The organism is Microbulbifer sp. THAF38, assembly GCF_009363535.1.
Classification (GTDB): Bacteria; Pseudomonadota; Gammaproteobacteria; order Pseudomonadales; family Cellvibrionaceae; genus Microbulbifer.
This window is the reverse complement of record NZ_CP045369.1, coordinates 3,040,281-3,059,178: the sequence shown is the minus strand read 5'-3', so window position 1 is coordinate 3,059,178 and position 18,898 is coordinate 3,040,281. Positions and strand designations below refer to the sequence as shown.

19 protein-coding genes are annotated in these 18,898 nt (G+C 51.2%); 16 read left to right on the top strand and 3 right to left on the bottom strand.

Features of this window, described 5'->3' with window-relative positions; translation table 11 throughout:
- The 15 genes from FIU95_RS13010 to FIU95_RS21495 all read left to right on the top strand — a co-directional run bounded on the left by FIU95_RS13010 (nt 1) and on the right by FIU95_RS21495 (nt 15,698).
- Nucleotides 1-246, top strand: a complete 246-nt coding sequence (locus tag FIU95_RS13010) for a hypothetical protein (RefSeq protein WP_152454178.1) — start codon at nt 1-3, stop codon at nt 244-246.
- 6 nt (nt 247-252) lie between these two features.
- Nucleotides 253-1,260: a hypothetical protein gene (locus tag FIU95_RS13005; protein WP_152454177.1), complete on the top strand. Its 1,008-nt coding sequence runs from the start codon at nt 253-255 to the stop codon at nt 1,258-1,260.
- A 2-nt stretch (nt 1,261-1,262) separates the two neighbouring features.
- Entirely contained in the window at nt 1,263-2,156 is an 894-nt protein-coding gene (locus FIU95_RS13000; RefSeq protein WP_152454176.1) for a DUF5309 family protein, read from the top strand.
- Nucleotides 2,157-2,213: 57 nt separating this feature from the next.
- Nucleotides 2,214-2,570, top strand: coding sequence for a hypothetical protein (locus tag FIU95_RS12995; RefSeq protein WP_152454175.1), 357 nt, complete (start codon nt 2,214-2,216; stop codon nt 2,568-2,570).
- On the top strand, nt 2,543-3,151 hold the full coding sequence (locus FIU95_RS12990) for a hypothetical protein (RefSeq protein WP_152454174.1): 609 nt from the start codon (nt 2,543-2,545) through the stop codon (nt 3,149-3,151). The genes FIU95_RS12995 and FIU95_RS12990 overlap by 28 nt, the downstream gene beginning before the upstream one ends.
- Nucleotides 3,151-4,935, top strand: coding sequence for a hypothetical protein (locus FIU95_RS12985; RefSeq protein WP_152454173.1), 1,785 nt, complete (start codon nt 3,151-3,153; stop codon nt 4,933-4,935). Before FIU95_RS12990 ends, FIU95_RS12985 begins: the two co-directional genes overlap by 1 nt.
- 91 nt (nt 4,936-5,026) lie before the next feature.
- A complete protein-coding gene (locus FIU95_RS12980) occupies nt 5,027-5,794 on the top strand; it encodes a tail fiber protein (RefSeq protein ID WP_152454172.1) in 768 nt (255 codons plus the stop codon).
- Entirely contained in the window at nt 5,794-7,326 is a 1,533-nt protein-coding gene (locus FIU95_RS12975) for a hypothetical protein (protein ID WP_152454171.1), read from the top strand. The genes FIU95_RS12980 and FIU95_RS12975 overlap by 1 nt, the downstream gene beginning before the upstream one ends.
- On the top strand, nt 7,323-9,203 hold the full coding sequence (locus tag FIU95_RS12970; RefSeq protein ID WP_152454170.1) for a hypothetical protein: 1,881 nt from the start codon (nt 7,323-7,325) through the stop codon (nt 9,201-9,203). Before FIU95_RS12975 ends, FIU95_RS12970 begins: the two co-directional genes overlap by 4 nt.
- A gap of 8 nt (nt 9,204-9,211) precedes the next feature.
- Nucleotides 9,212-9,595, top strand: a complete 384-nt coding sequence (locus FIU95_RS12965; protein ID WP_152454169.1) for a hypothetical protein — start codon at nt 9,212-9,214, stop codon at nt 9,593-9,595.
- A 15-nt stretch (nt 9,596-9,610) separates the two neighbouring features.
- The gene (locus FIU95_RS12960; RefSeq protein ID WP_152454168.1) at nt 9,611-10,537 is read left to right on the top strand and encodes a hypothetical protein; all 927 of its coding nucleotides are present in this window, start codon (nt 9,611-9,613) and stop codon (nt 10,535-10,537) included.
- A gap of 32 nt (nt 10,538-10,569) precedes the next feature.
- Nucleotides 10,570-11,679, top strand: coding sequence for a hypothetical protein (locus tag FIU95_RS12955; RefSeq protein WP_152454167.1), 1,110 nt, complete (start codon nt 10,570-10,572; stop codon nt 11,677-11,679).
- Nucleotides 11,679-13,730 (top strand): hypothetical protein, encoded by a 2,052-nt coding sequence (locus FIU95_RS12950; RefSeq protein WP_152454166.1) that lies wholly within the window; start codon nt 11,679-11,681, stop codon nt 13,728-13,730. The genes FIU95_RS12955 and FIU95_RS12950 overlap by 1 nt, the downstream gene beginning before the upstream one ends.
- A gap of 354 nt (nt 13,731-14,084) precedes the next feature.
- Nucleotides 14,085-15,074 carry a hypothetical protein gene (locus FIU95_RS12945; protein WP_152454165.1) on the top strand — a complete coding sequence of 330 codons (990 nt, stop codon included), beginning with the start codon at nt 14,085-14,087 and terminating at the stop codon, nt 15,072-15,074.
- A gap of 75 nt (nt 15,075-15,149) precedes the next feature.
- On the top strand, nt 15,150-15,698 hold the full coding sequence (locus FIU95_RS21495; protein WP_253868625.1) for an HNH endonuclease family protein: 549 nt from the start codon (nt 15,150-15,152) through the stop codon (nt 15,696-15,698).
- A gap of 5 nt (nt 15,699-15,703) precedes the next feature.
- On the opposite strand, the gene FIU95_RS12935 is transcribed toward FIU95_RS21495, so the two are convergent.
- Together FIU95_RS12935 and FIU95_RS12930 are read right to left on the bottom strand one after the other, a co-directional pair.
- On the bottom strand, nt 15,704-16,366 hold the full coding sequence (locus FIU95_RS12935; protein ID WP_152454164.1) for a DNA-processing protein DprA: 663 nt from the start codon (nt 16,364-16,366) through the stop codon (nt 15,704-15,706).
- Nucleotides 16,367-16,368: 2 nt separating this feature from the next.
- Nucleotides 16,369-16,881 carry a ComF family protein gene (locus FIU95_RS12930; protein ID WP_152454163.1) on the bottom strand — a complete coding sequence of 171 codons (513 nt, stop codon included), beginning with the start codon at nt 16,879-16,881 and terminating at the stop codon, nt 16,369-16,371.
- Between the two features lie 437 nt (nt 16,882-17,318).
- Here FIU95_RS12930 and FIU95_RS12925 point away from each other — a divergent pair, with 437 nt between their 5' ends.
- A complete protein-coding gene (locus tag FIU95_RS12925; RefSeq protein ID WP_152454162.1) occupies nt 17,319-17,516 on the top strand; it encodes a hypothetical protein in 198 nt (65 codons plus the stop codon).
- Here FIU95_RS12925 and FIU95_RS12920 read toward each other — a convergent pair.
- Nucleotides 17,476-18,699 carry a site-specific integrase gene (locus FIU95_RS12920; RefSeq protein ID WP_152454161.1) on the bottom strand — a complete coding sequence of 408 codons (1,224 nt, stop codon included), beginning with the start codon at nt 18,697-18,699 and terminating at the stop codon, nt 17,476-17,478. The genes FIU95_RS12925 and FIU95_RS12920 overlap by 41 nt on opposite strands.
- Between the last annotated feature and the right edge of the window lie 199 nt (nt 18,700-18,898).

The following is an 18,898-nucleotide window of genomic DNA, read 5'->3' as shown; positions in this document are numbered from 1 at the left end:
ATGAAAAAACTACTTAAGCGGGTTGCTAATACCTGCCTGTCAGCCCGTGCGCGCTCGGCTCAATCCAAACAGCTTTGGGATAGCCCGGCCTTTAAGCAGGCGGTCAAGGACGTGGTTGCCGATATCCAAAGCGAGTGGCTCCACTGTGAAAACCCGCAGCAGCGCGAGGAGCTGCATCGCCAATCCCGCGCACTGCATCGCGTCACCGAAAAATTAAACAGCTACTACCAACCAACAGAGGCATAACCGGCCATGTTAGAAAATTCTGCAATCGATGCTGCTCTTTCCGAAGCGTTGGGCGAATCCAGTGATTCAACTGAAGCAGCTGAATCTGAAACTTCTGCTGGCGACTCCTCAGAGATCGCGACCGAAGATGGAAGTGAAACCGAAGCTATCGGTGAAGCCGATGGCGAATCCTTGGAGCAGGACAGTGAAGAGGAGCAAGACGAAACAGAAAATGAAACAGAGGAGGAGGGCGAAGACACCAGCGACGAAAGTGAATCAACCGACGAGCCCTCTTTCGAGGTGGATGGCGAGAAAGTATCTCTCAGCCAGGTGAAGGCCTGGCGGGATGCCGAGAAAAACTATCAAGCTACCCACTCCAAAAGGCAGCAAAAACTCGCGGACACCCAAAAGCAGGCTGACCAGAAATACCAGCAGCTTGACCAGGGTTTGCAGTTCCTGGAAAACCAACTGAAAGGGCCGCTGGCTCAGTTCGACAGCGTTAACTGGCAAGAGCTGCAGGCCAATGACCCGGCGAAGTATCAGGAGCTGCAAGGGCAGTACAAAGTTGCGCTTCAAGGTTTTCAGCAGGTTGAGGAAGCCCGCAAGAAACTGAAGGGGCAGGCCGAGGAGCAGCGAAAGGCAGACCATCAGCGCAAGGCCAAGGAGGCAGTCGAAACCCTGCAAGAAATGCACTCAGACTGGAGCAATGAGCTGTATCACTCGGTGCTGAAGTACGCAGTTGAGAAAGGTGTGCCCCAGGATGAAATAGCCAACGAAACCCGCCCCTGGGTGATTTCCGCATTACTTAACCAGATGAAGGCCGAGCAGGCCCAAGTCAAACCTAAACCTAAACCCCAAACAGTAAAACGCACGATTAAGCAGAAGGCGGCGGGTAAGCCCCGCACGGTTGCACAGAAGCGCGCGGACGCAATAAAGCGAGACCGCACACTAGCGGCAAAGGGTGACCGGGCTGCTCAAAACCGTCTTACAGCTCACGCAGTAAATAGTGAAATCGACCGCATTTTAGGAAATTAGCAATGACTACCACATACAACTCAGTAGGTAACGCCGAAGATGTGAAAGATGCAATCTTCGAAACTAAATTGATAGACCAGCCGATGCTGAACATTATCAAAGACGGGAAAGCAAGCGGGAAGCTTCACGAATGGCAAAAGCGGGACACCACTGCGCCAGGCGAAAATGCACGGCCAGAAGGGGCTGATATCGGCACGTTCGGCTACACGCCAACAGCGATGATGAACAATCGTTGCCAGTTGATGGATAAGCCGTTCAAAATCTCTGACACACTTGAAGAGATTAAAAAGCACGGCCGCTCGAGTGAGCTGAAGGACCAGTCCACCGTAAAACTCCGCGAACTCAAGAACGATATTGAGTACGCCTTTAACGGTGCGGGCAAGCAAACTCGACAGACCGGTGATGGTAACAACGTGCCGGACAAAATGGATTGCGCGCAAGTGCAGGTTCATAGTGATTGTCGGGTGGACCACGGTGCTGCATTCACTGCGTCGAATGGTGAGGCATCGATAAAGGCCGGCCAGCTAGCGACCTATAACAATGGTGGCAATGTTGAAACGCTTCTGATTAACCCTATTCACGCTGACCCTATTGCAGGATTTGCACAGCAGTCTGGACGAAATCGCGAAGTGGAAGAGAAGAGGCTGGTTGACTGTATCGACATCATTGATACGCCTCATGGTTCTGTTTCAGTGGTTAAAGGCCGGTATATGGATACCTCCACAATACTCGGTCTTGATTCAGAGTTCTGGTCTGCTGATATTTTGCAGAAAACTAAGCTGGTGCCGCTCGCAATAACTGGCCACAATCAAAAAATGATGTGGAAAACTGAGCTAACACTGGCCTGCCTCAATGATAAAACCAGCTTTGTGATTGAGAACATCACTACCTCTTAAGCTTTAACTTTCTCAAACTAAGGCGCCTCCGGGCGCCTTTTTTATTGCTCTAATTTTATGGCCAGAACACACGAAAGTTTCGCGATTGAAGACGGCACTGTCTATCAGGTCCGCAAAGATAATGAGCAAGCCTTCTTTGCTCAGCAGGACCACCGCCGGCATCAAATAGAAGCGGGTGCAGTGAAAGAAGATTATCGCCGTCTTCGCTTTAGTATTCCTCCAACGGTTCAGCTCGACATTATCAAAAAATACGGCCAGGAAATGGACCCTATTCGATACGGGAAAATGTCACCTGCTGAGCAACGCAAGTTCGATCAAATAATCCGTGCCGAGTTTCCACGCTGCATTATGGGTGGACGCTCGCAGAAATTCTTTGAGGGTAACAAGTGGCAATCACCAATTACGGCGAATTGAAAACCGCCGTCGCCGAGTGGGTAAACCGCGAGGATGACGACGAAATACTAGCCCGTGTGCCTGACTTTATTCGCATGGCAGAGGCGCGGATATATCGCGAGCTGCGTTGCCCTGCCAATGAAGCCACGGTGGCCAGTGATAGCTACAGCACGAGTGCCGGTGCTCCACTGCCTGCTGATTATCTCGAAATGCGTTCTGTGCGCTGGGATGGGATTGTGCTGGACCGCATCAGCGACCGCGACAACCGCCAGTATCTGGCCGGTGAAACGCCCCGGTATTTCGCTCGGCGTGGTAGCTACTTGCGCTTATACCCCACTCCCAGTTCTGCTGGCGAGCTTGAGCTGAACTACTGGCAAGACCAGTCAGGTTTAAGTGCCGACAGCGATACCTGCAACGTGTTGGCTGTGGCTCCTGATTTGTATCTGTACGCGAGTCTGATTGAGGCTGAGCCTTTCCTCGAGAATGAAGCCCGTTTACCGCTATGGCAGCACAAATACCAGCAGGCTTTAGAGCAGATTCAAGATATGGCTGAACGCGATGAGCTGTCGGGCGGTGTTATGGCAGTTCGGAGTGCTTACTAATGGCCGGCTTCTATCGTGCGGTGGGTGTCGGCGTGGAGGAAGTGGGAGATTTAGTCCTGCAGGCAAAGGCTAGCCGTGACCAAGCGGAAGAGTTCAAGAATTCCGCTCTAACTGCCGGCCGTACCCGCACCTTCAACACTTTTGCCGAAATGGTTGCATCTCAGGAGCTGAAGGTCGGGGACGTAGCCATTACGCTCGGCTTTCGCTGGCCTGGTGATGGTGGTGGCAATGAGTTTGAAATCGTAGCCACCAGCAATGGCGATATTGCACTTATTGACCTCGGTGGGCTCTGGGCCAGGCCGCTTTGGCCGGGCGGAGTCATTCACTTGAAGCAGTGCGGATTTACCGGGGTTGGTGATGAGGGCGCTGTGTTTGCCATGGCCTACGGTATCGCGGACTCGTTGGGGCTACCGCTTGACCTTGGCAGTGGCACCTTGCTGACCGATGGAGGACACACTTGGCCGGCCGGATTAATAGTGCGCGCTGGCGAGTTCATTATTAAGCGATACAGCAGCGGATATACCGGCACCGACCCCGTCTTGATAATCGGCGATGATGTGCAGACCTCCGGGCACTTGATTTTTGACGGAAACAACCCGGATGAAACCGGCACGTTTGACGATAGCTTCGCGACCCTACTCATACCGGGCGATAACGTCAGCATGGGCCGCTTAACCTGCATCAATTCACCAATGCCTAGCGGGGGTGAAAAGCAACTTATCGGCTGCAGGGTATCGGGTGATAACTTCTACTGTTCGAGATTTATTGGGCGCAACTGTGGCTACTCAGCCCTTCGTCTGCATATCGCTAAAGATATGAAGCGTTTCAAGGTTGACTCCTTTGAATCGTATGACAGTGACTTCAAAGGCTTCAGTATTGGCAACCAAGGCACCAGCACCATCAAGCTTATTGATTTGGGTAGTGTGGAGATAGATTTTGACCCTGTTTACGATGGCAGTGATGGATTTCTCTGTGACCTTGAGAACGACAACAGTTTTCTTGGCGTAGAAACCCTATCAATAAATAAACTAAAAATCAGGGGCGGGCGCTCCAATTGTCTCAAAGTACAAAATGTTAAATCCTTTGAGTGCAACTATGCCGAGCTAGATGTAACCACCACATACGAATCAGGCAACGCTGGCACTATAGAAACCGGAATTTGCAATATCGGCACACTGATATTCAACCGCCGGTCTCTGCGGGTTCGCTCCCTCAATAGTCAGGTAGAAAGCATTATTTCCAGACATGAAGGTGATGCTGGCGATGTGCCGAATCTTATCCGCTATGAAGGAATTAATGTCACCTTGCCAAACGTCTCTCTCTCCGGCCCAAGGAAACACTATGTTGGCGAACTGAAGCTACTGGGCGAGCCTTCAATCGATGTGCTTGTGGCGCTGGTTATGGAAATAGAAGACGAGCACCAAATCCATATCGAATCAGTCCAAGGGGCGCATGTCCCTGTATTTGGCGACTACGATGCAGCCTATAACGGACAGAATTATCGGCAAGATGGTGCGATTAGTGTGAGCCGTGTTATTGGCAGTGATAACCGTCTCAATCTCAATGAGGAGTCAGAGGCTTTTGTTCAGGTTGGGCAGCGACAGTTCCAAACCCGCAGCGGAGCGCCAACAAAAGGCGTTTGGCGCGTGGGGGACTATGTACGCAATGTCGCCACCACGACCGTGGACCCAGATGGTGCGAACTATATCAATAAAGGCTTTCTCTGCACTGAAGTCAGTGACGATGGAGTTTTCAAATTCAAAGCCGATAGGATTTATTTGTAATTACGGCTCTTAGTTTGGGGCGCCAGTTGGGCGGCTCTTAAAATCAATCAAACCGCAAGGCGCCTCCGGGCGCTTTTTTTATGGGTGAAATATGCCGTTAGAGACTGCGGGTAATATTGCTGAGTTAGTGGTGACGAACCCCACAGCGGGAGACCCTGCCGGCAGTACAGATAACCATTTGAAGCTGATTAAGGCCGCCTTAAAAGGGAGTTTTAAAAGCTTTAGCGGTGAGGCTAATGTCACTTTATCAGAGACAGAAATTAATGCGTTGCCCGGGGCTATTTCCTCGATAGCCAATAAGCTCGGTTCTTATGTGTTGCCGCACCTAGAGCAGAAAGGAAGCATCAAGCCGTGGCCCACTAACTATGCGGCAATACCGGCTGGCTGGCAGTTAGCAGACGGTACCAACGACACTCCAGACCTTCGCGGCGTGGCGGTTATTGGTGCGAACGGTTCCACGTTTCAAGATGGTATGACTTACGGCGCTGCCACTGCCACCACTTCTGAGAGCGGCGCCCATAACCATGGCGGAACGAAGGGCCATGCATTGACTGTTGGTGAGATGCCGCCCCATGACCACGGTGGTGCGACGGTCTGGGATTCCACCAAGAATGAAGGCTCTTCGATTGGCCCGGACTATGACCCCTCCGATAAGGATGGCCGCGAGGTTTCCATACAGAGCCAGGGCGGAGGCCAGGAGCATAGTCACGATATCAATGACGATGGGAAGCACAGCCATACAGTCAGCACCATGCAGCCAAGTATGGCGTTGAGCTGGATTATCAAGACTGGGGAACCCAAATCCAGCGAGATTGCCACGGCAATTACTGATGCCATGAAAGCGGCGGGGCTTAACTGATGGCCTTGTTTCCGATTCGCCAGCTAGGTGAGAGAGGAGTCAACTGCGATTCACCCGCCTATGAACTGCAGATTAATGAATTCAGCCGGGCACAAAATGTCCGCTTTTCTAATGGTGCAGTGCTGACCATGCCGGCCCCCTATGCCCTGGAAACTTTGTCCGAACCCCCTGTTTGGGGGGCGGGCTGGATTGCCGGCGAAGCGCCTCAGCTCGCCTACGCCTCTGCCACCCGGTTGTATTTCCGCGAGAACGAGACGTTTGTAGACCGCACAGGGGCAGATTATGCGGACGGCTACAGCAGCAGTAATTGGCATGCGACCACCTGGGGCGAATCAATCATTTTCAATAACGGTCAGGATATCCCGCAAATCAAAGGGCCCAACGATATCGAATTTAAAGACTTGCCTAACTGGCCGTCTGACCTGCGCGCCGACTGTGTGCGCCCTTATAAAAATTTCCTGATTGCGTTGGGTGTAACTGAGGGCGGAGTCGAATACCCGAATACAGTGCGCTGGAGTGATGAGGCCGAGCCGGGTGGTGTGCCTGAGACTTGGGACGTGGCTGACACTACCAATCTAGCTGGCGCTAACCCGATTGATAGCGGGGCTTCACGGCTGGTGGATTGCCTGCCGATGGGGTCCGCCAATATTGTCTATTCGAAAGACGCCACTTACTTGATGCAGTTGGTGGGCGGGCAATTTACTTTTTCGTTTGAGACTATTTTCGATCAGGGCATTCTCTGTCGCGATGCGGTGGCCGCATTTGACCGCAATCACTTTGTAGTGGGTGCTACCGAAATTTTTGTCCACGACGGTTTAAGCATGAAACCGATGGCGCACCGCCGCGTTAATCGAACCTTTTACGGTGAGCTGGCCCAGCGCGATAAAGTACGTTGTGTGACCAACCACAAAACCAAGGAAATCTGGACGGTTTATTCTACCAACGCCGATGGCCCGGCCAACCGGGCATTAATCTATAACTGGCTGGATAACACCTTCACCTTTATCGATTTGCCGAACGTGCGTTGCGCATTCTTTGCGGCCAAGGCCGGCGAGGTAATCACTTTCGGTGACCTGGACGCGCAAGGCATTGCCTTTTCTGACCTGAACCTAACTTACGGCGAGCTGACTGACACCAACTATTACCCGGTGATGTACTACCTCACCGATACCCATTTAATGCAGACCGATTTTCTTGCTACGGGTGATAACACCCAACTGGTCTACCTGGAGCGGACCGGCATCGACCTGGACCAAGTTATGCCTCAAGGGGTGGGCCGCCTCAAGAGCTTAAAGCGCATCATTCCGCAGTTTGATGGCCAGGGACAGGTAAAGATTTCGGTCGGCGGTGCCAAGACTGCCACGGGCCCAGTGCGCTGGAAAACTCCAAAAGTCTTTGATGTGGCCAAGGGGTTAGATTTGCATTTCCGCATCAAAGCCCGCTATCTGGCTATCAAGGTTGAATCTGTAAGCGGCGGTTTCTGGCGGCTCACCGGTTGGGACCTAGACCTTAATCCGGTGGATGGACGATGAGTTATCGCACAGGGCCGGGCGTCCCGCGTACGCTCACCGACTTGTGGCAGTTTGTCCGCCGTGAATTCATGTCAATCGAGCGGCTATATACCCGTGTAGAAACACAAGCAAAAGAAGCCAGCGATGACCTTAGTGTAATTGCCGATGATGGCTACTTGCACCAAAGTGAAAAACTATTAGTGGTGCTGCGTTATGCCCAGATAACCGGGGAGAAAGCCGGCCTAGAGCAACAAGCAGACAGCTATGACATAACCACCGAGAAAACTGCTTACAGCGAATCAATAGCCAACCTCACCACCTATCTAGATGCCCTGGTTCCAGCCTGGACCGATACCACCGCGGCTACAAAAATCGTACGAGAGGAGTGGGATGACCACTGGCAGGCGGTGACCACAGCCAAGACCGCTCTGCAAAATAAAATTGATACTGTGGCGGGACAGCGGGCCGTATGGTCTGGGGTGGCTGATGATGGCAAGCGCCCCGAGGATGGCGCCACGGTAGGGGCTACCCCACAAGAGCGCGAACAAATCCGCTCAATGCGCAATACTTTTCTGGAGACCTTTGAAAACCCTGATTGGATGAACGCCTGGACCCATTATTACGGCGGGGGTGAAATTGCTGTTGGAGGTGGGGAGACCATTCTGGGTGGCCGCAGTGTGCTTTTGGGTAATGATTCCGACGATGACACTGTTGGCATTCACCATAAAGATAAAATTCCGTTCGACCCCAGCAAGCTCTACCGGGTGGAAATGCGTTTGTATAAATACGCGGATACCGACCCCGACAGACCTATATATCTCGGTATTGTGGGTTTTGATAAGAATGGTGTTTATTGCAATACCTTTGGGAGTGAAAGCCTTTCCAGTCAGCACTATGTAGTTGCTTCAGGACAAAACGTCGCTTCTGAATGGGTCAGCTATGTCGGTTATTTTAAAGGCAACGCCCCGGGAGATGCGGTCATCGGCGGGGCAATCGGTGGCAACCATATAGGCAACCCGGCCCAACTCCAGGCAAGCGTGCGCTATTTCTCCCCGTTGGCACTGGTCAATTATGGAGGAACCGGCAGGACCCTAATTGATTATATAAAAGTCGATGTGGTGGAGGTGCAGGACCAGCGCAGCTTGCCAATGATTCAAGCAAGCGTTGCCAGCCTCCCGACTAGCTCAGCCTTGTCCGCCTCGGATGACGGCAATACAGCGAAAATAACGATTGCCGCCCATACAGTGCAGTTTGGTTTTGGTCCTGTGAATTACAACAGCGGCAGCATTTCCGGCTTGTCATTTAGCACAAGGTATTACGTGTATTGCGATGACCCCGGCATAAAGGGCGGCGCTGTCACTTATTACGCGACCAAAAACTTCCCCACCTCGGCTGCCGGCACCTGGCGTCGATCGGTGGGCACAATTAATACACCGGCTAATGGTGGCGACAGCACTGCCCCTGATAACCCTTGGTGCGTTGCGGCTGGCACCTGGCTGCGTGATGACCTCCAGGTGGATGACTGCAAACCTGGCGACCTGATTAGGTGCTGGGATGTTGGTGACTCTGGCACTCACCTTGCGCCAATCCAGGCGGTAGAAGCTCAAGAAAATGTGCCGTGTGTGCTGCTGACCATGTCCAGCGGTGCTCAGGTGATATGCAGCCGGCAAACCCCGGTTACCGATAGGGCTGGGAGGGTGTACTGGGCTCAGGATTGCCACGGGGTCGAGCTGGGCACTTGTCACCATGGCGAGCCGTTTAGCTGGGAGAAAGTGGTCAGCGTCGAGTGTGCGGGTCTGCGCACTGTTTACAAGATTTCTGTGGGGGGAATTTCATATGCCTCAGGTGTTGACCCTCTGCATCTCGTTGTAACTCACAACATTCAGCACAAACCATAGGAGGGCGCATGCCCAGTTTCTCCCCGATAACAGTGCCGGACCTGCTGGCCTGGCAGTTTGCCTACTCCATTGATGATGGCCATAGCGCAGGCACTATTGTTCGCGCAACAGTAACTCAATCCACTGAGCCAGCTACGGCTGACGCTCAGGCCGCAGCTGTATTGAAGTGCGCCATCGCCGTAATTGATGACCAAAACGAAGTAAAAACCGATGGTGCCGGAGATGAAATGAATAGCGTTTACGTGACCACAAAAACCCTACAAACTGACGCGGGCGAGGCTATCAACGTTGCCGACCATGCTGCCGACCTTGTGGCTAGCTGTATTGTTGAGGTGGCAAACCGCCTGGCTGTTCATAACTCTATTGCAGCCATGGCAATTCCCAGCGGCTAATTAAACGGTGAAATCATGGGATTTTTTGACAGTCTGATGGGTGGTGGTGCCGAGTCCAAGAGCAAAAGCTATCTGGATGAAGACCAGAAAAACTATCTGAATGATATTTGGGGGGAAGGGCAAAAGCTCTACAACTCTGGTCAATCGCCAGTCGCCAACCTCACCCCAGAAATGCAGCAATACATCCAGGCTGCAATGGGGTTTGGCAACACTGCCAATGGCTATGCCAACCAAGTAACTGGTGCGGCCAACGGCTTCGGCAATACAGCCAATGTGATGCAGGATTATTTAACCCAGGTAATGAGCGGGGGTGGCTACCAGGCCCCGATGCAAAATGGTGTTGATATGAACACCGTGAATTCCCTGATAAATAACGACCTACTGGATTCTCAAATTACGGCCAGCACTCGCGACATATTTCGCAACCTTAATGAAAACCAGTTGCCGGGCATCGCCTCTGCGGCGGTTTCTACGGGCAATGCTGGCTCTACGCGCCGAGGTGTTGCCGAAGGTATTGCCATGCGCGGCGCAGACGACAGGGCTGCAGATGTGGCTGCAGGCATTCGTTCCAATGCCTACAACCAAGCCGTGCAGGTTGCGGCCGGCCAATCCAGCGCGAACCAGGGCGCTCAGCTTGCAACGAATAATCTCAACACATCCCTGGCCAGCAATAACTTCGGTACCGCTGGCAATCTCTTCAATACCGGATTCGGCAGCGCCTACAACATGGGTATGGGTGGCGTAAGCATGATGGGGCAGGGCGGAAACGCGATGCAAAACTACATGCAACAGGTAGCCATGGCACCCTGGCAAAAACTGCAGCTTTACCAGGGCTCGATAGGTTCGCCAATTGTGCTCAATGAATCCACCCAGGCGGGAGGCAGTAATGGGGCCGGGGGAATCCTGGCCGGTATCGGCGGAATCATGCAGGGCATGGGGTAAGGCCCACAACTAAAACTCAACAGGAAAGAGAAATGCCAATACTAAGCATGGGCGAGCCTATCGGGGCGCTCGACCAAAATTTCATAGAACCCCAACAATCCCCCACCTTCGATTCCTCAAACCCTTTTGCCCGCACCATCGACCGATACGAACAGCAGCTAATTGAAAATCAGAGTGAAGTGGAAAAGCTGAAGGGCAATAAATGGCCCCGGATTGGACGCATGTTAACCGCTGCCGGCGTAGGTCTAAATGGTGGTGACCCCTCGCAAGTTTACCAGGGCTACAACTACCAATTATCCGCTATGCAAAATCATAGAGACAGGCTCAATTCTGGGATTGATGAAATGAACCTGAAGCGGGCAATGATGGAGCAGCAAGGCGCAGGCTCAGCGGACACTGTGGGCTCCCCGCTAACACTCGCTAACGGTAATTATGGAATCGCTGTTAAAAACCCAGACGGTTCAACCGAAGTACGTGACCTGGGTGTTAAGTTCGACCCAAAGGTACACAAAATAGGCGACCAACTCCTGACAACCACCGGGGGGAATACGCCGGTTGAGCTCTTAACTGATGAGCAGCTTAAAAAAATTCTTGAGCAGCGTATGAAAAACGAAAAGGGCAAGATTGATTTAAAAACTAATTCTGAGACTGAAAAAACTGCAGTGCTCAATGCTAAAACCTTCAAGGCATATCAGGCCGCTATGCAGGGACTTTCCGACAGGATGGAACAGACAACTACTAACCCACTCACCGGCTCCTTCCCGGCGCTATCTCCGGAGGCACAGGCGGCTGAGGGTGCTGTTTCTGCAATGGCCCCGATTCTGAAGTCTCTGTTCCGTGAGGCTGGTGAGGGCGCTTTCACCGATAAAGACCAAGAGCTGCTGCTTAACATGGTTCCGAATCGAAAAGACCATCCTGAAGCGCGAAAAGCAAAGATTGAAATGATCGATCGAATTGTTCGCGCGAAGCTTGGAATCGGTTTTGATGAGGCTGGGCCCGGCAGTGGAGATGAGACAACAGGAAACACAAATATTGATTCCCTTGGCCCACCGTCGGGCCGTCCTCAGAAGGGTGAAGTAGTAGATGGCTATGAGTTCCTTGGAGGCGACCCTAATGACCCTAATAGCTGGAGGCAGAAATAATGACAAAGCCTTGGGAGAGAAACTGGGGAGCCTCCTCAGAAAAGCCGAAGCCTTGGGAGCGCGAATGGGTAAAGGAAGAGGCTGAAAGTGGTGAGGAAGGTTCATCTATGCCTCTTGCGGCCTCTGTTCCTCTGGAGTTTATGGGCGCTGTGAATCGAGGGGCAACTGAGCTTGTAGATTTTGTTGCTGGTGCAGTGCCGAACTGGGTGGCATATGCAGCTGGTTCTGATTGGAGAATGCCCCGCTTAACTGACGCTCTGGAGGCTGGAACGGCAGGTAACTTTATGGAGGAAGGGCTAAGCAAAGACGTAGTTCGCCAAGCAGGGGAAGTGATACCTGCTGCAGCAAGTGCCGGAGGTATGTTAAGGCAAGCGGCTGCCAGGCTGCCTCAGTTCGGAACATCATCTGAGTCAGCGATTGCCGGAGCTATCCGAGAGGTGGGCAAAACCTCGGCTGCAGCTGACATCGGTCTCGGTGCCACATCTGGTGCCGGTTCTGAGCTAGGCGGAGAGGTTGGCGAATATATTGGTGGTAGGGATGGCCGGCAGGTTGGTGAGATGCTGGGAGCATTGGCTTTGCCGGTGGTGGGAACTGCGGTTGCAACAAACCTAGCGCGAAAGCCTGCAACTATTCCTCGCGGTGTACTTGCTGATGAGAATGGCGTGACCCGTGAAGGGGCTCGTTTCGCCGCGCAAGGCAAGATTGAGCCGGCGCAACTCAAAGGTGCACTGGATACTGTCGAGCAGAAAGTGAGAAGCAAAGCATTTAGTGAAGTAGGGGTGAAGCCAACCAGGGCGCAGTTGACCCGGAATGCTGACGACTTTAGAGAGCAGCAAGAAGCAGGTAAGTACTCTGGCGCTATCCGTGGAGCCCTGGAAGAGCAGGATTCCGCGTTGACTCGCCGCGTGGATGAGTTAGCAAGCAGGACCGGGGGGGCAAGCAGAGAGGCGCACGAGGCCGGTTATGCGATTGAGGACGTTATTACACGCCGAGCACTGGATGATGACGCGCTTGCGTCGAATCTGTACCAAAAGGCTAACGAGATTGCTGGCGGCCAACCCAAAGTGCTGCTTAAGGGTTTCAATAAGTTACTGAAAGACAGTATGACCTCGGACGATGCCACCAATGGTGTATTGAAGGCGATTAAGGGCCGATTGCAGCGTAAGGGGTTGCTGCTGGACCAGACTCCGTCAGGGATTAACTCCGCAGGCATGTCGGAGAAACATGCACGCCTAACACCCAAACAGGTAGAGCGGGAAGTCCGACAGGTAATCAATGAGTACTGGGATTCCACCAGCGGCGTGGGGCGTCGCATATTGAGTCAGCTGAAAGACGCGGTCGACAAAGATGTCTTTACATCTACCGGTGACGACTTTTACAAAGAGGCTCGCGCCGCTTTCGAGCATTCCCGGAAATCGCTGGAGGCAGTTAAAAAGCACAAATTCTGGAAGAACGAAAAGTCCGTAGTGAAGCAGATACTGGAAGGAAGAGTTGCACCCGAGGATATTTTCAATCGATTGGTAGTGGGCAAGAGTGGCAAAGTTGATGATATAAAGCTTTTAAAGAATTACTTAAACAGCGGTGGCGGAGAGGCTAGCAAGGCAGCCTGGAATGACCTTCGGGCTCAGACATTGATGCACCTAAGGGACCGAGCAACAAAAGCGCTTGCCACAAATCAACGGGGTGATCGGACCTTCAATGGGGGTGAGTTCCGCAAAGCTATTGAGGGAATTGGTAAGCCGAAGCTAAGGCAAATCCTGTCTGCCGAAGAGCTTGAAGCGCTGGAGAAAATTGCAAAGGTAGGTGAGTTGCGTATTCCTGTTCCAGGGACAGCTTTGGGTGATGGACCGACAAGTGTAGCGGTGAATTCCTTAAAAGAAAGCCTTGGTATTATTGAGCGGGCAAGTCTGAAGCTGCTTGAACTTGGATACAGGGGGCGACGCGCTAAGGGGGTTTTAGATGCCGAGATTATAGACATGCCAGTAATCCCAACAAGGGAATCAGGTAAGTCGCTCGCACCTTTGGTTGGGGCTTTGGATGCTGTTAATTAGTAGCGGTTATGAGAAATGCCAGTCTTTCACAAAAGGTGCTATAAAAATAGCCGCCAAGCCAAATGCAAAGATAATTTCTTCGATTAGTTGTTTGTCTTTCTTGCTCATGAAATCAGTATACCTTAAGCCACTAGAGCAAGCAGTGGAAAATTTGAATTTAAGGATGGATACTGTGCTTTTTTATTGCTTTTAATTTTTGGTGATTTCCCTAGTTGGACTTTTTGAATGTATCGTTTTTGTTGATTCTTTAAGTTTTTTACTGTGATATTCTCTTTGCGATCATTTTTAATGATTGAGCTTTTGGTTTTGGTATCAAATGAAACCTTTTAGTTACAATGAATAAGTAGGGATTTTATGAATCTTATAGAGGCACGTGATAGATTTATAGATGCGCTAGAAGTGGCAGAGGGAAGGCCAGAGTTTGTCATCGTTTCTCATGCCAAATTGTGGTGGAGTGAGTTTAAGAAATGGGAATGTAGCGATTCTGTATCTAAAGCTTTCCATGAATCGCGATTATCTATTCGTGTGTACAATAATTGGGAGGGAATTGATGGCTCCTCCAAATGGCATTCAATATATGATAGCACTATGGCTACGCCATTTGGGGAATCTAACTCAAGGAAATACACTTACAAGTACGATGTAAGCGGTAATGGAGTTTTGGCTCGAACGAAGCCGAGCTTTTTTTATAATGGTCCTGGGTCTCAAAGTTTAAAATATAAGTATGGCCTGCATGATCTTAGTGCCTCCTTATTGACTCCAGGAAAACCTATCTCTGAGCAGTTGTTTCTAGCTCTAGACCAGGGGAAGCATGGTGCTGTAGCTGTTTTTATGCCACTTCCTGAGCCTGAAGATATGTATTTACTCCATGCTGTTGACCATATAGTTAAAAAGTATCCAGAATCACCTCTTTGCTCTTTGTTTAGAGAGTATAGAAGTAAAATGACGCGCATAAAATTGGCCTATGAAAATGATATTGGTGCGCAAATGACTGCATTTGATCGACGCTCTTCTTCACCGAAGTTAGGGGAAAAGCTTAAGTATGGGTTGGGCAGGAAAATTAAAGAAAAAGGCGCGCCTAATTTTGGTACTCGTATGGTAACTCAAGAGGACCACGAGCGCTTAGCTGAAAACGCTTTTCATTACAAAGATATTCTAACTGCTGAAAAACGGGCTAAGTATAATGAGATCACAATTGCATATCGACAACATGGTGATGGAAGTACTTCATTTCCCATGTTTGGAGTCTGGAACTCGCATGTTAAGAGCTTTGATGTCTTCGATATTAATTCAGGGCAATACACAGGAGAAAAAATTCTCGATTGCCCTCCCAGGCTAGGATAAAAAGTGTAAAGACTTGTATTTGTCCTCTTAATTTTCGTCATGTACGATCCCTCAAAACAACTATGAGGGGTCGTCATGCGCCTTTTACTGCCTATTCTCCTATCTGCCGCTTTGGCGGGCTGTCTCGAAGTCGAAGCCAAAGAAGAGCGCGGCTATGACCGCCATGAATGGCTACCGAAGTGGTCCGACTCTGACGGCGATTGCCAAAGCACCCGTCATGAGCTTCTGGTTCAATTCTCCCTGGCCCCGGTTAGCTTTACCAACGAGAAAGGTTGCACAGTAGACACTGGCCTGTGGCTGGACCCATACACCGGCAACTTCTATACCCTGGCTTCCGACCTGGATGTTGAACACATCGTACCGCTTTCATGGGCGCATGAGCACGGTGGTGCCAATTGGACTGTTGAGTTAAAGAGGCAGTTTGCAGAGGACCCTGAAAATCTGTGGCTGGTCGATGACGGCCGGAATCAGAGCAAGGGTGACAAAGGCCCAGACCAGTGGATGCCACCCTATAAGCCCGTCCAGGCCATCTATGTGCAGCGGTTTATGGCGATAGTGGAGAAGTATGGGCTGAAGTTCTCGCAGAAGGAGTCAGCCCAGTTGCTGGCTCTCTTAGAGGAGTAGGGTAGTTACAGCTCTAGGAGATCGTAGTCTGACTTCGTTCTTAGGGCTGTTGCCTTTCCTTCATTGATGAGTTTCATGGGACCCTGACAGTTTAGGCCAAGTGAATTCTCAGGGTTATGAGGGGCAACGGCAAAGAGTCGGTGGCGAGCCTGCAGGCAGAAATCTACATGCTTCATAGTCCCGCTCGATGCCGCAGACTCCACGATGACCGAGGATTGAGACAGGCCAACTTGAATCCTGTTTCTTGCTACAAAGAAGTGCCTTTGCGGAGATACACCTTCAGGGTGCTCGGACACCCAGAGGCCGCCAGCATCGAGTATTCTCATCGCTAGCTTATAGTTTGCCCGAGGGTTTGCAGTGTGCAGGCCATGGGCAAGCACAGCGATGGTGTCACCCCCGGCTGCCAGGGCGCCCTCATGGGCTGCGGCATCAATCCCCAGAGCAAGTCCACTTATGACAACATTACCTTTGGAGACAACATAGCCCGCGATTCTTCGCGCAATCTCCAGGCCGTTAGGTGAGGCATCTCGAGAGCCAACTATCGCAACGCCAGGCCGATTGAGCAAACTGACATTGCCACGAGCGTACAGTGTTGCTGGCGGATTGGGAGCTTCTTCCAGGCTGGCTGGATAAGCCGGGTTGCCACGTTGGATCTCAACTATTTCCATTACTAAACCGTTTTGCAGAGCGCTAGTGTTAGAACTACGTTTGCACCAGCCTGTTGGAGTAGCCTTTCGGCAACTTGCAGTGAATTTCCGGTGGTAGTCACATCATCTAATAATACCACTATTTCACCTGACACTATCGAATTGGCAGCCACCAAGGAGCTCTGGTGAACACTTGCAGCACGATTTCCGCCCTTATGGAGAGAGGGGATGCTAGATATTCTCTGAAGCAGGTTTCCGCTGTTTCGAATTTCTGGAAAGCTTCCTTTTAGAAGTCTAATCATTGGCCCAAAGCCCTTGTGAGCCTTGCCTGCGGTTGAGGATGGCACTGTTGCGACACTGAAACCTGTGCTTGAGGGTATTGTTGCTCTTAGTTTTGTTGCTACATGATCTGTAAAGAACTGAACAGCTTGTGGGTCGCCATTTTTAAACTTGAGCAGTTGTGCGCTTGCGCCAGTGTGGTTCGGATTGTTTCCTCCACGATAGGGGTGATAGTCGAAGAGGTGCTCTATTGACATAACAAAATCCTTGTAATGCTTTCTGTCCTGGTAAAATTTGATCGTAAATATACAGTGGAACTTTATGCCATAGAAATTGGATAAAATTCAGCTAATCCTTGCTAAATGAAGGCTTGTTTATTATCAATTTTTACTCGGTGAGGAGCACTAGGGTGTACTTTTATGTAATCCGTATGTTTGAAAGGTGACGGCTGAAGCCTGAGCGCCGATGACAATCATTAAGGCAGGCGGATGCCATTTATTAACCAGTTCTACCTGATTGTTGACCCTTTTGGCTGGGTGAGTAACTCCCCCCCCCTGAAAACTCTTATTTCCTGCATATCCTGACTTCCTGAGTATGAAAAATAGGCGTTTGCTTCATTCTGCTTCGCATACTGTATATCCATACAGTATTTTGATAGATTGCCTCTGTGTCGTCGGAAAGAAGGAGTTGGACCATGACATTTATAGATGTTGAAGCCGAAATACGAGCTTGCTTGAACACTATTGAGATAACCGCAGACACTGCCGACCCGAAAATCAGGGATATGCTAAAAGTGCAGATAAACAACCTGGATGCAGCTACCAACACCCTGGTCGATGAGCTAAATGCTCTCAACGAGAAGCAAGAACAGCTTCGTGAGCTGTTAAGGTAGTTGCATAGTCGGCCCAGTCGGCCATGAGTAATCTGCGCTTTTCAAATAGGTCGCCGCGCCGGTAGGCGGCCTCTACCGAATCCCCCAAGCTGTGAGCTAAAGCTTGCTCGCATACATCGCGGGGGTGTGGAGTGGCCTCTCCAGCCCAATCCCGGAAGGTTGACCTAAACCCGTGAACGGTTAGGTCGTCCCGTCCCATTCTGCGTAACGCCATGAGCATGGACATATTTGAGAGTGGTCGCCCACTTCTTTGGCCGGGGAAGATGTATGGGCTATCGTCAATTCGCGGTATCGACTCAAGCAAAGCTATCACGGGCGGTGCTAGGGGGACTCGGTGCTCCTTACTTGCTTTCATTCTCTCGCCTGGGATGGTCCACGATTTAGCTTTAAAGTCTATTTCACTCCAGGTCGCCCCTAAGACTTCTTTGGTACGGGTTGCGGTCAGGATGGTCAACTCCATGGCCGTGAAAGCTAATCCGTTGCGCTTGGAAATCTCCCGCATAAATTCGGGCAGCTCGACCCAGGGTAATGCGTTGTGGTGTTTCACCTGGCGGACCTTTGAGCGCTTGGGGAGCAGCTTATCCAGATGGCCACGCCAGCGGGCAGGGTTCTCGCCTTCCCGCAATCCTCTTGCTTTTGCGGCATCCAGAATCAGTTCTACCCGGTTGCGAACCCTGTTGGCTGTTTCAGGCTTCTCGAACCAGATAGGTTTTAATATCTCTAATAAATTATCGGTGGTGATTTCACAGGGGGCTTTCTCACCTATAACGGGGTAAGCATATTGCTGGAGGGTGTTCTTCCACTGCTGTGCATGTTTGGCGTTCTTCCAGCCTTTGCGATGTACTTTTATATATTCATCGGCCATATCACTGAAAGTAGCGGCCTTCGCTTCCTCGCTCTTGGTGCTGGCTTTCTGCTCTTGCTGGATACGCTGGCGTTCGGTGATAGGGTCTATGCCATCGAGAATCAGTCGCTTTTGAGCCCCTACCTCCAATCTCGCTTGCTTTAGACTTACATCGCCTAGGCTACCCAGTCCCATTTCACGACGCTTCCCGTGGAGCTGGTAGCGGAGAACCCACTTCTTGGCCCCTGAGGCTCCTACGACTAATCGCAAGCCATCACCGTCATCGTACTTCCCGGCGGCTGTTATGTTCTCAACTTCCTTTGCTGTTAGCTTTCCCATGCGCTTCCTACTGCTTTCTGGTCCCCCACTCAGTCCCCCACTTTGCAGCGGATTCTATAGGTGAGGGCTGGGTGGCTTTGGAAGAAATATAACCTGCAACCCCAGTAAACACTAGGGTTTGAGGGAGGTTATGGGGTTGGGATGGAAACCATAGAGGCGGACTCCCTCACCGCCATATTTTAAAAGCCCGGCTTATGCC

What these genes read in the sequence shown, in the direction of transcription:
- FIU95_RS12960 (WP_152454168.1), top strand. Translation starts at nt 9,611, where the DNA reads ATGGGATTTTTTGACAGTCTGATGGGTGGTGGTGCCGAGTCCAAGAGC.
- FIU95_RS12920 (WP_152454161.1), bottom strand. Translation starts at nt 18,699, where the DNA reads ATGGGAAAGCTAACAGCAAAGGAAGTTGAGAACATAACAGCCGCCGGG.
- FIU95_RS12975 (WP_152454171.1), top strand. Translation starts at nt 5,794, where the DNA reads ATGGCCTTGTTTCCGATTCGCCAGCTAGGTGAGAGAGGAGTCAACTGC.
- FIU95_RS12955 (WP_152454167.1), top strand. Translation starts at nt 10,570, where the DNA reads ATGCCAATACTAAGCATGGGCGAGCCTATCGGGGCGCTCGACCAAAAT.
- FIU95_RS21495 (WP_253868625.1), top strand. Translation starts at nt 15,150, where the DNA reads ATGCGCCTTTTACTGCCTATTCTCCTATCTGCCGCTTTGGCGGGCTGT.
- FIU95_RS13005 (WP_152454177.1), top strand. Translation starts at nt 253, where the DNA reads ATGTTAGAAAATTCTGCAATCGATGCTGCTCTTTCCGAAGCGTTGGGC.
- FIU95_RS12950 (WP_152454166.1), top strand. Translation starts at nt 11,679, where the DNA reads ATGACAAAGCCTTGGGAGAGAAACTGGGGAGCCTCCTCAGAAAAGCCG.
- FIU95_RS12995 (WP_152454175.1), top strand. Translation starts at nt 2,214, where the DNA reads ATGGCCAGAACACACGAAAGTTTCGCGATTGAAGACGGCACTGTCTAT.
- FIU95_RS12925 (WP_152454162.1), top strand. Translation starts at nt 17,319, where the DNA reads ATGACATTTATAGATGTTGAAGCCGAAATACGAGCTTGCTTGAACACT.
- FIU95_RS12985 (WP_152454173.1), top strand. Translation starts at nt 3,151, where the DNA reads ATGGCCGGCTTCTATCGTGCGGTGGGTGTCGGCGTGGAGGAAGTGGGA.
- FIU95_RS12930 (WP_152454163.1), bottom strand. Translation starts at nt 16,881, where the DNA reads ATGTCAATAGAGCACCTCTTCGACTATCACCCCTATCGTGGAGGAAAC.
- FIU95_RS12935 (WP_152454164.1), bottom strand. Translation starts at nt 16,366, where the DNA reads ATGGAAATAGTTGAGATCCAACGTGGCAACCCGGCTTATCCAGCCAGC.
- FIU95_RS12965 (WP_152454169.1), top strand. Translation starts at nt 9,212, where the DNA reads ATGCCCAGTTTCTCCCCGATAACAGTGCCGGACCTGCTGGCCTGGCAG.
- FIU95_RS12970 (WP_152454170.1), top strand. Translation starts at nt 7,323, where the DNA reads ATGAGTTATCGCACAGGGCCGGGCGTCCCGCGTACGCTCACCGACTTG.
- FIU95_RS12980 (WP_152454172.1), top strand. Translation starts at nt 5,027, where the DNA reads ATGCCGTTAGAGACTGCGGGTAATATTGCTGAGTTAGTGGTGACGAAC.
- FIU95_RS12945 (WP_152454165.1), top strand. Translation starts at nt 14,085, where the DNA reads ATGAATCTTATAGAGGCACGTGATAGATTTATAGATGCGCTAGAAGTG.
- FIU95_RS13010 (WP_152454178.1), top strand. Translation starts at nt 1, where the DNA reads ATGAAAAAACTACTTAAGCGGGTTGCTAATACCTGCCTGTCAGCCCGT.
- FIU95_RS13000 (WP_152454176.1), top strand. Translation starts at nt 1,263, where the DNA reads ATGACTACCACATACAACTCAGTAGGTAACGCCGAAGATGTGAAAGAT.